The sequence below is a fragment of the Pseudomonas sp. AM8 genome (genome assembly GCF_036346475.1).
Classification (GTDB): domain Bacteria; phylum Pseudomonadota; class Gammaproteobacteria; order Pseudomonadales; family Pseudomonadaceae; genus Aquipseudomonas; species Aquipseudomonas marginalis.
Genome location: NZ_JAOTNX010000019.1, coordinates 30,767 through 45,740 on the forward strand (window position 1 = coordinate 30,767; position 14,974 = coordinate 45,740).

At 60.7% G+C, this 14,974-nt stretch carries 13 protein-coding genes; 3 read left to right on the forward strand and 10 right to left on the reverse strand.

Translation table 11 applies throughout. The features are described 5' to 3' along the window. The first annotated feature begins 140 nt into the window (after nucleotides 1-140). A complete protein-coding gene (locus tag V3W40_RS31580; RefSeq protein WP_330216331.1) occupies nucleotides 141-1,139 on the forward strand; it encodes an AraC family transcriptional regulator in 999 nt (332 codons plus the stop codon). 137 nt (nucleotides 1,140-1,276) lie between these two features. Here the strand turns inward: V3W40_RS31580 and V3W40_RS31585 are convergent, their stop codons facing one another. Genes V3W40_RS31585 through V3W40_RS31595 form a run of 3 tightly spaced genes read right to left on the reverse strand, consistent with a single transcriptional unit; the run spans nucleotide 1,277 to nucleotide 3,624 of the window. Then, complete coding sequence (locus V3W40_RS31585) at nucleotides 1,277-2,623, reverse strand: ATP-binding protein (protein ID WP_330216332.1); 1,347 nt, start codon at nucleotides 2,621-2,623, stop codon at nucleotides 1,277-1,279. Next, complete coding sequence (locus V3W40_RS31590; RefSeq protein WP_017138377.1) at nucleotides 2,620-3,297, reverse strand: response regulator; 678 nt, start codon at nucleotides 3,295-3,297, stop codon at nucleotides 2,620-2,622. The genes V3W40_RS31585 and V3W40_RS31590 overlap by 4 nt, the downstream gene beginning before the upstream one ends. An 18-nt stretch (nucleotides 3,298-3,315) precedes the next feature. Continuing rightward, on the reverse strand, nucleotides 3,316-3,624 hold the full coding sequence (locus tag V3W40_RS31595; RefSeq protein ID WP_065926176.1) for a hypothetical protein: 309 nt from the start codon (nucleotides 3,622-3,624) through the stop codon (nucleotides 3,316-3,318). Nucleotides 3,625-3,760: 136 nt separating this feature from the next. Here V3W40_RS31595 and V3W40_RS31600 point away from each other — a divergent pair, with 136 nt between their 5' ends. After that, nucleotides 3,761-4,486, forward strand: a complete 726-nt coding sequence (locus tag V3W40_RS31600; RefSeq protein WP_330216333.1) for a 4'-phosphopantetheinyl transferase family protein — start codon at nucleotides 3,761-3,763, stop codon at nucleotides 4,484-4,486. Nucleotides 4,487-4,591: 105 nt separating this feature from the next. On the opposite strand, the gene V3W40_RS31605 is transcribed toward V3W40_RS31600, so the two are convergent. Continuing rightward, entirely contained in the window at nucleotides 4,592-6,202 is a 1,611-nt protein-coding gene (locus tag V3W40_RS31605) for an ATP-binding protein (protein ID WP_065926178.1), read from the reverse strand. After that, nucleotides 6,199-6,924, reverse strand: a complete 726-nt coding sequence (locus V3W40_RS31610) for a response regulator (protein WP_330216334.1) — start codon at nucleotides 6,922-6,924, stop codon at nucleotides 6,199-6,201. Before V3W40_RS31610 ends, V3W40_RS31605 begins: the two co-directional genes overlap by 4 nt. A gap of 736 nt (nucleotides 6,925-7,660) precedes the next feature. Here V3W40_RS31610 and V3W40_RS31615 point away from each other — a divergent pair. Beyond that, nucleotides 7,661-10,555: a ribonucleoside-diphosphate reductase subunit alpha gene (locus V3W40_RS31615; protein WP_065947763.1), complete on the forward strand. Its 2,895-nt coding sequence runs from the start codon at nucleotides 7,661-7,663 to the stop codon at nucleotides 10,553-10,555. A 134-nt stretch (nucleotides 10,556-10,689) separates the two neighbouring features. Here the strand turns inward: V3W40_RS31615 and V3W40_RS31620 are convergent, their stop codons facing one another. From V3W40_RS31620 to flgB, 5 genes are all read right to left on the reverse strand, one after another. Next, a complete protein-coding gene (locus V3W40_RS31620) occupies nucleotides 10,690-11,775 on the reverse strand; it encodes a hypothetical protein (RefSeq protein ID WP_330216335.1) in 1,086 nt (361 codons plus the stop codon). Between the two features lie 140 nt (nucleotides 11,776-11,915). Next, complete coding sequence (flgE, locus tag V3W40_RS31625; RefSeq protein ID WP_065926182.1) at nucleotides 11,916-13,220, reverse strand: flagellar hook protein FlgE; 1,305 nt, start codon at nucleotides 13,218-13,220, stop codon at nucleotides 11,916-11,918. Nucleotides 13,221-13,251: 31 nt separating this feature from the next. Continuing rightward, entirely contained in the window at nucleotides 13,252-13,977 is a 726-nt protein-coding gene (gene flgD / locus V3W40_RS31630) for a flagellar hook assembly protein FlgD (RefSeq protein ID WP_027607786.1), read from the reverse strand. A 16-nt stretch (nucleotides 13,978-13,993) separates the two neighbouring features. Beyond that, nucleotides 13,994-14,437: a flagellar basal body rod protein FlgC gene (gene flgC, locus V3W40_RS31635; RefSeq protein WP_024076985.1), complete on the reverse strand. Its 444-nt coding sequence runs from the start codon at nucleotides 14,435-14,437 to the stop codon at nucleotides 13,994-13,996. 3 nt (nucleotides 14,438-14,440) lie between these two features. Further along, the gene (flgB, locus tag V3W40_RS31640; RefSeq protein ID WP_003175633.1) at nucleotides 14,441-14,848 is read right to left on the reverse strand and encodes a flagellar basal body rod protein FlgB; all 408 of its coding nucleotides are present in this window, start codon (nucleotides 14,846-14,848) and stop codon (nucleotides 14,441-14,443) included. Nucleotides 14,849-14,974 lie beyond the last annotated feature (126 nt).

Consider the following 14,974-nt stretch of genomic DNA (forward strand, 5'->3'; position numbering starts at 1 on the left):
AAAGCCGCCACCAATGTGCCGAATCGGCTGGCGGATTTCCGCCACGCTGCCCAATCCCGTCCTACAATTTGGCGGATATCCGCCTTGTCGCCCTGCCGAGTGATGACTACCATCCGCCATTCCATGGACGAGGGCCCCGCATGCGTGAACGTACCATCGCCAGCCATTACGCCCGGGCAGCCCTGGGCGGTGCGCGTCGAGCCGGTTACGACTATTCGGGACTGTTGCACCAGTTGGGCATCACCCCGGAACTGTTGACCGAACCTCGCGCCCGCATTGCGCCGGAGCAATTCACCCGGCTGCTGCAAATGCTCTGGCTGGCTTTGGACGATGAGTACCTGGGGTTCGCCGACGGCCCGAGCAAACGCGGCACCTTCGCCATGATGTGCCATGCGCTGATCCACTGCCGCACCCTGGAGAAGGCTCTGGAACGCGGCTTATTATTTTATAGCCTATTCCCACAAGGCCCGCGCTGGCAGCTGACACGAGAAGGCGAAATGGCCCGCCTGAGCCTGGATGATTCTCACCTGTGGGACCCGGATCACTTCCTCAGCGAATGCCTGCTGGTGATCTGGCACCGCCTGGGCAGTTGGCTGATCGGCCAGCGCATTCGTTTGCACCAGGCCACGTTCAGCTACCCGATGCCGGCCCACGCCGCTGAATATGACCTGCTGTTCCCCTGCGCCCAGGTGTTCGGTGCCCCGCACAGCAGCCTGGTGTTTCCCGCCCGCTACCTGAGCCTGCCATTGTTGCAGGACGAACGTACCCTAAAGCATTTCCTTGAGCGTTCCCCCGCCGACCTGCTGTCACGCCCGGATGAAGGCGACAGCTTGAGCAGCCAGCTGCGACGCTTGTTGAGCCGCGACCGCACGCCCTGGCCAGACCTGGAGGCCGTCGCCCAGCACTTGCACGTCAGCCCGCAAACCCTGCGCCGACATTTGCGCGAAGAAGGCACCAGCTTTCAGGCGCTTAAGGATGAATTGCGGCGGGACATCGCCATCTACCACCTGGGGCGGGCGGATTTGTCCTTGCAGGCGATCGCCGAGCAGCTGGGGTTCTCCGAACCGTCGGCGTTTCATCGGGCGTTCAAGAAGTGGACGGGACTGACACCGGGGGCCTACCGGGCGCAGGAGAGCTAGCGCTGCGTCGTGTGTGAGGGCCTCATCGGGGCAAGCCCCCTCCCACCTTTGACTGTGCTTACAAAGTTTGATCTGCGAATAAGTTCAAAATGTGGGAGGGGGCTTGCCCCCGATAGGGCCAGCCCAGCCACTACAGTTCACAAGGCCGGAAAGTGAATCTTGAACGCCGCCCCACCCAGCGGCGAATCCCCCAGGGTCAGTCGTGCGCCGTAGCTTTCTATGATGTCCTTGACCACCGCCAACCCGATCCCCTGCCCCGGATGCTGACGGTCCAGGCGCTCGCCCCGCTGCAGGATCCGTGCACGCTGGTCCGGTGGCACTCCGGGGCCGTCGTCCTCGATGCACAACTCGAGCCCTTCGGAATTTTCCACCAGGCTGACGCGCACTTCACTCAGGCACAACCGATAGGCGTTTTCCAGCAGGTTGCCGAGCAACTCAAGCAGGGCGCCCTTCTCGATCGGTACATCGCATTCGTCCGGCAGCTCAAAGGACACCGCGACGCCCTTGTCGCGGTAGACCTTGCCCAGGGTATCGCAGAGGCTTTGCACTACCGGTTCCAGGCGCACCTGATGGCGCACCAGGCCGCTTTTGCGCAGGCTGGCACGCTGCAGCTGGTAGCCGATCTGCTGGCTCATGCGTTCGATCTGGGATTGCAGCACCCAGGCCTGGTCGCGATCTTCCGGACGTTGCGCCATGTCTTCGCTCACGCTTTGCAACACGGCGAGTGGCGTTTTCAGGCTGTGGGCCAGGTCATCGAGGGAGTCGCGGTAACGTGCCCGTTGTTCGCGCTCGCTGTGCAGCAGGCGGTTAAGGGAGCCGGTGAGACGCAGCAATTCGCGCGGGTGTTGCTCGGAGAGGCTTTCGCGGGTACCGCCTTCGATCTGGTCAAGCTCCTGGCTCAATCGCCGCAGGGCCTGCAGACCCCAGGTCAGGCCCAGCCACAGCAAGGTCAGCAGCACCAGCAGTGCCGCGCCGAAGCCCAGGTAGAGGTTTTCGCGCAGGCCTTCGAGGGTCAATTGGTATTCGCGCACCGGTTGCAGGGCCACGATACTGAACGCCGCACTCTTGCCGCCGAGCAGCCTGACCTCGACGTCGTAGACGAAGAACTCCTGGCCGTCGGCCTCGCGAATCCGCGCAAACTCATTGCCGCGCCCGTCATAGCGCGGCTTGTAGTTGATGTTTTCGTCCCGGGTGGCCCGCGAACGCCACACCAGGTGTCCTTCGCGGTCATAGATATAGCCGAGCAACCGGCTATCGGTGAGGTTGAAGCGTTCATCCGGCAACTGCGCCGGCATCAGCAGGCGATTGTTTTCCACCCGCGCGGCGGAGATCAGGGTGGTGACGTCCGACGCCAGGCGCTGCTCGATGGAATCCTGCAATGCCAGGCTGAACGCGCCCTGCATGGCGGGCAACAGGCCCAGCATAAACAGCACGGCCAGGGTGGCAGCCGCCAGCATCAAGCGCACACGGAGCGAGCGAATCAACGGCAGCGCTCATTGAACAGGTAGCCCAGGCCGCGCACGGTGTCGATCGGCTTGAACCCGGCCGGGCCTTCCAGCTTGCGGCGCAGGCGGCCGACCAGCACTTCAATCACATTCGGATCGCGCTCATCGTCGTCGGGGTAGAGCTGCTCCATCAGGCGGTCCTTGGCGACGACCTGCTGGTGATGGCGCATCAGGTATTCGAGGATGCGATATTCATAGGCGGTCAATGCCAGGGGCTGTTCATCGAGGGATGCCTGCTTGCGGTTGAGGTCCAGCAGCAAGGGCCCGGCGACGATGGTCGACTGGGTAAACCCGCTGGAGCGGCGCAGCAAGGCGTTCATCCGCGCCTCCAGCTCTTCGAACTGGAACGGCTTGACCACATAGTCGTCGGCCCCGGCGGCCAGGCCTTCGACCTTGTCCTGCCAGTTGCCGCGCGCGGTGAGGATCAGGATCGGAAAGGTCTTGGCCTGGCTGCGCAGTTGGCGGATCAGGTCCAGGCCGCCCATGCCGGGCAGGCCCAGGTCGATGATCGCCAGGTCATGGTTGAATTGACCGGTCTGGTACAGGGCCTCTTCGGCATTGGCCACGGCCTCGACCACGTGGCCGCTGTCGGTCAGGCGGGTAAACAGGTGATGGCGCAACAGCGCCTCATCTTCCACCACCAGCAATTTCATAAGGCTCTCCAAAGCAAATCAACTGTCCGACAGAGGGATATCATAGCGGCCCTGCAGGTCTTGCGGGCGCAGTTTAATACCGTTGAACCGGCCGCTCAGGTGTTCATAGCCGGCGCGATAGCTCGGCTGCGGGGTGGCCTGGCCCAGGGACTGGCCCCAGGGCGTGGGCTGACTGCCAGCATCTTCGATGCTGACGCGCTGCATCAGGATGCTGGACTTCTTGGTTTTCTCACGACCGAATGCGGCAAAGGCACCATCGGAGGCCTGAACCCCGACGGTGGCACTGAGCATGGTTAAGGCCAACATCAGCTTCTTGATCGCAGTCATGGTGTTACCTCATTACGCGTTTGGCTGTGAGGCCAGACTACGCAAGCGCCCCTGAACTCCCCCTGAACAGGCTTTGAACCTCGCCTGAATCACGGCGGGCTATCCTCTCGCCCATCAACTCGGCAAAATACCGCCCATGACCCCCCTACCCGCTTGCTGCACCCCACTCGACGCCCATTGGCCGCTGCCCGCCCCCTTGCCGGGCACGGTGTTTCTCAGCACCCGGTTCGATCCTGCATTGCTGGCACCTGGCGACTTCCAGCATTGCGCCGTGCCGCCACCGGCGAGTATCCAGCGTTCGGTGGCCAAGCGTCAGGCCGAGTTTCTCGCCGGTCGCCTGTGCGCGCGCGCGGCCCTGCAACGGCTCGATCAGATCAACTGCATCCCGGCGATCGGCGAAGACCGCGCACCGGTGTGGCCCGCCCATATCAGCGGTTCCATTACCCACAGCACCGGACATGCCGCCGCGATTGTCGGGCACAAGGCGCAATGGCGCGGGTTGGGGATGGACCTGGAGAACCTGCTGAGCCTGGAACGGGCAGAGCGCCTGGCCGGGGAAATTCTGACGGTGCAAGAGCTGCAGCGTATGGCTGATGTGCCGCGAGAACAGATCGCCTTGCTGGTGACGCTGACGTTTTCGGTCAAGGAGAGTTTGTTCAAGGCGCTCTACCCGATCGTGCAGAAGCGCTTTTATTTTGAACATGCCGAGGTGGTGGAGTGGTCTGAGGCCGGGCATGTGCGCTTGCGCTTGCTCACCGACCTGTCCAGCGAGTGGTGCCACGGCAAGGAACTATCGGCGCAATACTCAGTGAATGATGGCCAACTGTTGAGCCTGGTAGCCGTAGCAGCTGTCGAGCCTTAGCGAGGCTGCGCCACGCGCAACTCGACGTTAGATCGGTAGCGCGGCCGACGCAGCCTCGCTTGCGCTCGGCAGCTGCTACGGATTTGCTCGGCGTGGGATAAGACGTCAGGGTTTGTCTTGATCTCTGGGCCAACTCAGGCTGAAGCAGGCGCCGCCCAGGTTGTTGCTCTTGCTGATCAACGCTCGCCCGCCGTGCCAATAAATGATGCGCCGCACAATCGACAACCCCAGGCCATGCCCGCCCGAGGCACGGGTGCGGCTGTCATCCAGGCGCAGGAACGGCGTGAAGATACGCTCCCAGGCACTTTCCGGGACACCGGGCCCGTCGTCCTCCACATCGATGCGACAGCGCACCTGGCCCACCTGATAACTGATCAACACCTGGCCCTGGGCGTGGCGCATGGCGTTGCTCACCAGGTTTTGCAGGGCGCGGTGCAAGTAGCGCGGTTCGGCATCGACCCAAGCGTCATCCCAATGTGCCGACGACAGGCAAATCCCCCTGGCCACGGTCACCTGCGGGCGCAGTGGCGATAATTCGCCAATCACCTGGTCAAGCAGCGCATCGAGATCGACCCGTTGGAAAATCAACGCCGGCGCACCCTGCTCAAGCCTTGCGTAGGTGAGCATTTCATCCACCAGGCCGTCTAGGTCCTGGATATCACTGTCCATGCCTTCCAGGTACTTGCGCCGCGCTTCAGGCGTGGCGGCGTCGCCGATCATCTCCAGGCCGAAGCGCAGGCGTGCCACCGGTGTGCGCAGTTCATGGGACACCGCGCGCACCAGTTCACGCTGGATCGCCAACAGTTGCTGCAGGTGCTCGGCCATGCCATTAAAGGCCGCCGCCAGGCGCCCCACCGAGTCGGCACCCCGGGCCGGCACACGCACCTCGAGATTGCCCTTGGCGATGCGCGTGGCGGCGGCTTCCAGGCCTCGGAGCCGGCGCTCAAGCTGACGCACCAATAGATAGACAATCAGGCCGATCAGGGTCAAGCCGATCAAGGCGATCAGGACCAGCCATTGCGCCGGGTACGGGCTCATCTGGTACAGCGGGCCGAGCTCCAGCACCCAGGGCGTGCCGACCATGCCGGCAAACACGCGGATCGAATCGCCGCCCTTGCCCAGGGCCATGACCGTATCGCCCTCCGATACACGGCGGCGTTGGTCGTCGTCCATATCGGCCTGATCCAGGGTCATCAGGTGCATTTCGAAACCAAAGCCCTTGGCTTCCTTTATATCCGCCAGCCGTTGCGGCTGCTCGGCCACGGGGAAGCGCACCAGTTCATCGGCCAGCAGGTAAATGGTCGCGCGGGCCAGTTGCTCGCTGATCTGCTGCACCTCCCCCGTCAGCACCCACTGTTCCTTATCGCTGACCAGGCGCAGCACCCGGGCGGCATGGGGGCCGGTCTGTTCCACCAGCACCTGGCCGCGTTGCAGGCGGGTGCGCTGGCTGAGGTCCAGTTGGGCATCGGTGAGGCCGCGCAATTCCAGGGGGATGCCGAGCAAACGTTCCCACACGGCCAGGGCGCGCTGGCGTTCGATGGGGCTCATGGGCTGCAGGTTATCGCCCATCAAGGCAAAGGTGCCGTGGGCCAGGCGCTCGCGGTATTGGCCGCTGCGCACCTCGTTGAGCAGGTGCAGGGCCAGCACGCCAAGCAGCGCCACCAGAATCAGCGCCGCGCACATGCCGCCATAGATACGCAGGAAGATCGAGTTCACAACGGCATATCGGCAGCGGCTTCAGGGACGAACAGATAGCCTTTGCTGCGGATGGTCTTGATCAGCCGTGGGTGGATCGGGTCATCGCCGATTTTCGGGCGAATCCGTGAGATGCGCACATCAATGGAGCGGTCCTGGCCGTCGTAGCCTATGCCGCGCAGGGCGATAAAGATTTCTTCGCGGGACAGGATGCGCCCGGCATTCGCCACCAGCAGCCACAGCAGGTCGAACTCGGCACTGGTCAACTCGATACCGTCACCCTGCAGCCAGGCTTCGCGCAGGGCGTTGTCCACCAGCAGCGGGCCGAATTGCAGGCGGCGCTGGCTTTCCACGCTGGCGGGTTCGACCGGCTCACTGCGGCGCAACAGGGCCTGGATACGCGCGAGCAACAGGCGCGGGCGCACGGGTTTGCACACGTAGTCGTCGGCGCCCATGTCCAGGCCGAGCACTTGGTCCATGTCGTCGGTGCGGGCGGTGAGCATCAGGATCACGCCGTCGTAGCGTTCGCGCACTTTGCGGCAAATGCTCAGGCCGTCTTCGCCGGGCAGCATCAGGTCGAGAATCACCAGGTCCGGTTGCTCGGCGAGGATCCGCGCCGCAGCCAGGGCGCCATCACCTTCCACGGAAACCCGCAGGCCGTTGCTTTCCAGGTAATCGCGGGTCAACTCGGCGAGTCGCTCGTCGTCCTCGACGATCAGGATGTGCCAGGCTTCTTGCTCCACGGGTGATCCTCGTTGTTATAAAGGGATGCGTTGGCCGAGGAGGCCACACCTTATTTGTAATGTTTTGAGGGCATAACAGAGGCCGATTGTAGTCATGCCCAAGCCCTCTCGCACAAGCCGGGAAATCCATTCGGTGATCGCGCTTTTCTGTGATAGGGTTCGCGCCCTCAAAAATCCAACCGACTGTTTTCAACTTGGAATATTCAGTGACAAACGGCCGAATCCAGCAGTGCTGCGGCCTACACGGGTGTTCCACGTTTCATACACATTTTACCCACAACGTTATCCACAGGCAGTACGTTGCTAAGCCCCCCAAAACGCATTATCTTGTAGCTCGGCGCTAAAAAAACCCTACATGTAGGGTTTTCAGCGAAAAGACCCAACACAAATCAGACAAGAAACTCAAGCCCTTTCTTGCTCCTGTTGGGTCTAATCCAAGCATTTTTTGAAAGCCCAAACCGCTCAAGCGGATGGCAGCCGTTTTCCAGCTCCAACAGCGGAAAACGGTACGGGTGTTGCAGTGCTTGAACCTGGCAACTGTCACCCACCAGGAATACGGCCAAGGGCGTTTGAGCCCCGAACCGAAGACTTCGGCATGGAAGCGGCGCGATCAGCTCCCTTCCTCCTGTCCCGAAGTTGTTATGCCAGGCCCAGGCCTGCTGTAAGTGCTTCAGGACGGAACGGTGGGCACCGTGATGGTGCCCAAATAAATATAGAAATGTGGAGACAACCCCCCATGCAAACCGACACAACTCGCGAGAACCCGCAAGGCTCCGTGCCGCAGGCCGCTGATTCGAATATGGATCTGTCCGCCACTGCACCTGGCCAATTGCGCGTGATCAAGCGTAACGGGACTGTCGTTCCTTACACCGATGACAAAATCACCGTCGCTATCACCAAAGCGTTTCTTGCAGTTGAAGGCGGCACCGCTGCTGCCTCGTCGCGCATCCACGACACCGTTGCCCGCCTGACCGAACAGGTTACCGCGACCTTCAAGCGTCGCATGCCGTCGGGCGGCACCATCCACATCGAAGAAATCCAGGACCAAGTCGAACTGGCCCTGATGCGTGCCGGCGAGCAGAAAGTGGCCCGCGACTACGTGATCTACCGCGATTCGCGCGCCAAGGAACGTGCCGTCCGCACCCCGGCCGAAGAAGCCGCCGTGCAAGCGCACCCGTCGATCCGCATCACCCTGGCCGACGGCAGCTTCGCCCCGCTGGACCTGGGCCGCCTGAACACCATCATCACCGAGGCCTGCGAAGGCCTGGAAGAAGTCGACGGTGACCTGATCCAGCGCGAAACCCTGAAGAACCTGTACGACGGCGTGGCCCTGACCGACGTCAACACCGCCTTGGTGATGACCGCCCGTACCCTGGTTGAACGCGAGCCGAACTACTCGTTCGTGACCGCGCGCCTGCTGATGGACACCCTGCGTGCCGAAGGCCTGGGCTTCCTGGGCGTGGCCGACAGCGCCACCCACCACGAGATGGCCGACCTGTACGCCAAGGCGCTGCCTGCCTATATCGCCAAAGGTATCGAATTCGAATTGCTGAACCCGATCCTGGCCACTTTCGACCTGGAAAAACTCGGCAAGGCGATCAATCACGAGCGCGACCAGCAGTTCACCTACCTGGGCCTGCAAACTTTGTACGACCGTTACTTCATCCACAAGGACGGGATCCGCTTCGAACTGCCGCAAGTGTTCTTCATGCGCGTGGCCATGGGCCTGGCGATCGAAGAGAAGCACAAGGAAGACCGTGCGATCGAGTTCTACAACCTGCTGTCGTCCTTCGACTACATGTCGTCCACTCCGACCCTGTTCAACGCCGGTACCCTGCGTCCACAGCTGTCGAGCTGCTACCTGACCACCGTGCCGGATGACCTGTCGGGCATCTACCACGCGATCCACGACAACGCCATGTTGTCCAAATTCGCCGGTGGCCTGGGCAACGACTGGACACCAGTGCGCGCACTGGGTTCGTACATCAAGGGCACCAACGGCAAGTCCCAGGGCGTCGTACCGTTCCTGAAAGTCGTGAACGACACCGCCGTAGCGGTCAACCAGGGCGGCAAACGCAAAGGCGCCGTGTGTGCCTACCTGGAAACCTGGCACATGGACATTGAAGAGTTCATCGAGCTGCGCAAGAACACCGGTGATGACCGTCGTCGTACCCACGACATGAACACCGCCAACTGGATCCCTGACCTGTTCATGAAGCGCGTCTTCGATGACGGCAAGTGGACCCTGTTCTCGCCATCCGAAGTGCCGGACCTGCACGACCTGACCGGCAAGGCCTTCGAAGAGCGCTACGAGTACTACGAAGCCCTCACCGAATACCCAGGCAAGGTCAAGCTGTTCAAGACCATCCAGGCCAAGGACCTGTGGCGCAAGATGCTGTCCATGCTGTTCGAAACCGGCCACCCATGGCTGACCTTCAAGGACCCTTGCAACCTGCGCAGCCCGCAGCAGCACGTGGGCGTGGTCCACAGCTCGAACCTGTGCACCGAGATCACCTTGAACACCAACAAGGACGAGATCGCCGTTTGCAACCTGGGCTCGATCAACCTGCCGAACCACATCGTCAACGGCAAGCTGGACACCGCCAAACTGGAACGCACCGTCAACACCGCCGTACGCATGCTCGATAACGTGATCGACATCAACTACTACTCGGTGCCACAGGCGCAGAACTCCAACTTCAAGCACCGTCCGGTCGGCCTCGGCATCATGGGCTTCCAGGACGCGCTGTACCTGCAGCACATTCCCTACGGTTCGGACGCTGCGGTCGAGTTCGCCGACAAGTCCATGGAAGCGGTCAGCTACTACGCGATCCAGGCTTCCTGCGACCTGGCCGACGAGCGCGGCGCCTACGAGACGTTCCAGGGTTCGCTGTGGTCCAAGGGCATCCTGCCGCTGGATTCGCAACAGATCCTGATCGAACAGCGCGGTCAGAAGTACATCGACGTTGACCTGAACGAATCCCTGGACTGGGCACCGGTACGTGCCCGTGTGCAGAAAGGCATTCGTAACTCCAACATCATGGCCATCGCACCGACCGCGACCATCGCCAACATCACTGGCGTATCGCAGTCGATCGAACCGACCTACCAGAACCTGTATGTGAAATCGAACCTGTCGGGCGAATTCACCGTGATCAACCCGTACCTGGTTCGCGACCTGAAAGCCCGCGGCCTGTGGGACTCGGTCATGATCAACGACCTGAAGTACTACGACGGTTCCGTGCAGCAGATCGAACGCATCCCGCAGGAACTCAAAGAGCTCTACGCGACCGCCTTCGAAGTGGACACCAAGTGGATCGTCGACGCCGCCAGCCGTCGCCAGAAGTGGATCGACCAGGCTCAGTCGCTGAACCTGTACATCGCCGGCGCATCGGGCAAGAAGCTCGACGTGACCTACCGCATGGCCTGGTACCGTGGCCTGAAAACCACTTACTACCTCCGTGCCCTGGCCGCGACCAGCACCGAGAAGTCGACCATCAACACCGGTAAGCTGAACGCTGTGTCCAGCGGTAACCACGGTGATGATTCGGTGCTCGCCGCGCCTGCCGGCCCGGCGCCAGTGCCAAAGGCCTGCGCGATCGACGAGCCGGATTGCGAAGCTTGTCAATAAGCTGAGCCGATCCCGGGGCTGAATGCCCAGGGCTTGCTCCCCCCCGATAGACCTGGATGCAGTAGGGTTTATCGGGGTGGGTTTGCAACAAACACCGCAACGGCTTTATTTGGCGCCGGCATCCGCGGCACAAGTCATATGAAACCAAAGGCTATGCCTTCAGTTGGACGCCCTCCGACCTTCCCCCACAGCTCCTTTCTGCCGTGAACCACTGCCACCGAATGCAAAGACGTGTCGGCAGTACCGACGACCCCTTTGGCCAAATCGTCCAGGCTCACTTGCCTGACGTGGTTCTTCAAGCCCAGACGATCAAAGGCTTCCTTACTCCACTCCCCATCATTTAACGAAGCAAGCGCCTGCGCGTAAGTCATCCCCCCCTTACCATCGTTGCCTTCTTCTTGGGCGCGCTTGGCACTTACGGCAAACATAAAAATGGCTTCCTTCATCAGCTCCTTATCATCACCCTTGAAGTTCGCTGCGATGGCAGCCTGCCTCAATTCATCCTTAGTGAGATGAAGCTTATAGCCGTCCCGCATGGTTACGTCGTAGCCATCCCCAGCCTCTTTCACCTCCTTAAAAACATCAGTAGCCTTCTGACCAAAATGCATCATTGACGCTTTGATCGCAGAGACGGTTCCACAGTTACCCTCGGCCCCCTGACTAAATCCGGTAAAGACGTCCTTGGGTTTTTTACCAGGGTTATCAAGAGACAAATCGGGCCGATAATCACCGAGGTCTGCCCCCCTGAAAAGCGGACCGCCAGAATTACGTGGCCCACCACCAGAATCACGTGGCCCACCACCGAAAACACTACTGTTATTCCCGTAACCGCCACTCACCCCACCACTGCGGCCATGACTACCGCCGCCTCCCGGCGCCACACCTGACTCAGAGAACCATTCCCTTAACTGCTCCCTGAGAAACCCATGGGACGCACGAGGCGCATTAGATGTTTCATCCGCCCCGATCAACTCATTAAGGATGCCCTTGAACCTTGCATCGCCGAGCTCCTCGCGTTTTTCATAAAGTTTGTCGCGCAGCTCTCTGACAAGTTGGCTCTTGCCAGTAATTTTCGCATCCTCAAGTGCCCTGAGCAGGTTTCCGACGCTGTCCTTATGCGCAGTCGGCCCACCCCCCCAAGCCGGATACCACCCCGGTCCTACAGTATGAAAATGCGAATTGCTGCTGTGATGGCCAACCTCCGATAATAAGCTCCCCATGCCCCCTCTCCCGATGTCAGATAGCTCAATGGCTTTCGGATGATGGGTGACGCGACAGGCACAGAATGTTCCATTCGATTCTTGTCAAAAAAAAACCCCTCGATCGAGGGGTTTTTAAACAAGCGCATTACGCCATGGCATCAGGTCATCTGAATGATGGTCTGCATGATGGTGCTCTGGGTGGAGATGGTCTTGGCGTTCGCCTGGTAGTTGCTCTGGGCCTTGATCAGGTCTACCAGCTCGTTGGTCAGGTTGACGTTGGAGTTCTCCAGGGAGTTGGCCACGATCGAACCAAGGGTACCGGATTGCGGGGCATCGTAACCCGGCTGGCCCGAGGCGAAGGTCTCTCTCCAGGTGGTGCCGCCCGATGGCTGCAAGCCTTGCTCGTTGTTGAAGCTGGCCAGGGAGATCTGGCCGATGGCCTTGCTCTGCTGGTTGCTGAACGTGGCGAACATTACGCCATTGCCGTCGATTTTCAGGCCGGTGATCTGGCCAGTGGCGTAACCGTCGGTGGTCGGCGGGTTGCGGTAACTGGCGGAGTTGTACTGGGTGATATTGGCCATGTTGACGGCAATGTTTGGCGCTGTAGCCTTGTTAGCCGTCCATACGCCGTTGGTCACCGAGCCCGGGATCCAACCGGTGAGCGTCAGGGTCGTGCCCGCCACACCACCGGTGCTGATACCCGTCAGTTTACCTGCACCGTCAAAGCTCAATATCGACGGCACGGGAGCAGTAGTACCGGTGGTGGTAGGCTTGGAGCCATCCAGGTTACGACCGTCAATCAGCGTGTAGGAACTCCACTGGTTGGCGTCGGTTTTCACCATGTACTGCACCATCTCGTGGGAGTTGCCCTGGGAGTCATAGAGGGTGGTGCTGTACTGGGTGGTGAAAGTGGTGGTGTCGGTCGGGTCGAACGGCTTGGTGGTCTGGTTGATCACCGGCTCCGACGAGTTCAGGTTACTGGTGGAGTCCACTTTGGTGGACGCCTTCGGTGGCAGGTACGACAGGTTCAATTGCAGGTCGGTCAAGCCGCCTTTGATGATCTTGCCGTCGTCATCTGCCGCGTAGCCCTGCAGGCGCGAGGTACCGGTGTTGTTGGTGATGTAGCCGTCTTTGTCGGCACGGAAGGCACCGCTCCGGGTGTATTCCAGCGAGCCATCGCTGCCCTTCTGCACGAAGAAGCCACCGCCCTGGATCGCCATGTCCAGCACGCCGCCGCTGTTGTTGACGTCACCCTGGGTGAACTGCTGGGACACCGCTGCCAGGTTCACACCGTTGCCGATGCTGTTCTGGCCGGTGCCCAGTTTGGACGCGGCGTAGATATCCGCGAATTCCGCACGGGACGACTTGAAGCCAGTGGTCGCAACGTTGGCAATGTTGTTGCCGGTTACGTCCAGTTGTTTGTTGGCCGCATAGAGGCCGCTAAGGCCGATATTAAAAGACATGTTTCTCTCCCTCTGCCGTATTTAGCCGGCTCTATGTACCGATAGTCTGAATTTGCGACAGCTTGACGCTGCCCATGCCACCTGCAAGGTTCAGCAGCATTTCGCCGCCGGTCTTGCTCAACGTCACGCTGGTCACCGTTGCCGGCAACGAAGTCGCCATGGCCACCGACTCACCCTTGTCGTTCTTGGTCGTCGCCGCGAAGGTGTAGGTGCCGGCCGGGGCGACCTCACCGTTCTCGTTCTTGCCATCCCAGATAAAGTCTGACGAACCCGCGCTTTGGGCACCCATATCGATAGTGCGCACCACGTTGCCGTCTTTATCGGAGATCTTGATCGAGACGTTGCCTGTCGCCGCAGTCACCGCCACCGAACCGGTCATGCTCTTGCTCGTGTCCACCAAGGCCTTGTTGGTCTGGGTGATGATCGAGCGCCCCACCAGCGACGAAGCCTGCAGCGCCTGCGACGAGCTGAAGTTACTGGAGATCGCATTGACCGAGTCGTTCAGGGTATTGATGCCTTCCAGGCTGCTGAACTGGGCCAACTGGGCCACGAACGCACCGTTGTCCTGAGGCGACAGCGGGTTCTGGTTTTTCAGTTGGGTCACCAGCAATTGCAGGAACGCGTCCTTGCCCAGGGACTGGCTGCCTGTCGCCGTCTTGGTAGCGTCGGCGACAGTGGTGTTGTCGGTGGCGGTCTTGACCTTGGAGTTGAAAAGGTCCTGGACTGCCGTGTTGGTCGTGGTATCAACGATGGCCATTATTTGGCGCCCCTTATCACTGACCCAGGGTCAGGACCTTCTGCATCATGGTTTTGGCGGTGTTCATCATTTCCGCGTTGGTCTGAAACGAGCGGCTGGCGGAGATCATGTCTGCCATTTCCTCGACCACGTTGACGTTGGGGTAATAGACATAACCCTTTTCGTTCGCGGCAGGATGGTTCGGCTCGTAACGGGCCTCGAGGTTGCTCTGGTCTTCGACCACACCGAGGACCTGCACGCCCTGGCCGGCGGCGTCCTGGTTCTGGAACAGCGAATCGCTGCCACCGCTCTGGCCGCCCTGGAACATGGTGGCGAACACCGGGTGACGGGCGCGGTAGGTCTGGTCGATGCTCGAAGACACGGTCTCGGCGTTGGCGATGTTACTGGCGACGGTGTTCAAGCGCGTGGTCTGAGCGCTCATGCCACTGCCGGCAATATTGAAAACACTGGACAGGGACATGGCTTACTCTCCACGCAGGGCTGACATCAGCCCTTTGAATTTACTGTTGAGCAGGGTAAAGCTGGCCTGAAAGTTCACCGAGTTCTCGGCATAGGCCGATTGCTCCAGCTGGGCGTCGACGGTGTTCTGGTCGATCGACGGCTGCATCGGCGTGCGATACAGCAGCGACTCGTCACCACTGCTCAGGCCTTGTGCTTCGATATGACGGCTGTTTGTCATGTTCAAGGCGAAGGTGCCGTTCTTGGTCTTGTCCTGCTGTGCGGCGAGCACGGCGGAGAAATCCAGGTCCCGAGCCTTGTAGTTCGGGGTGTCGGCGTTGGCAATGTTGTTGGCCAGGACTTCGGCACGCTGGGCGCGGAAGCCCAGGGCTTGTTCGTGGATACCGAGCGCTTTATCGAAGCTGATGCTCATGGCGGAAACCTTTAGGCTGACCTGCTGTTCGTTAACAGGGTTATAGCAAGGCGCATGCCAATATCTGATACCCCCGTAAATCAAGGGGTTGCGAAGAGCTTGCCGGCGGCAATGCCAGAAAAGCGG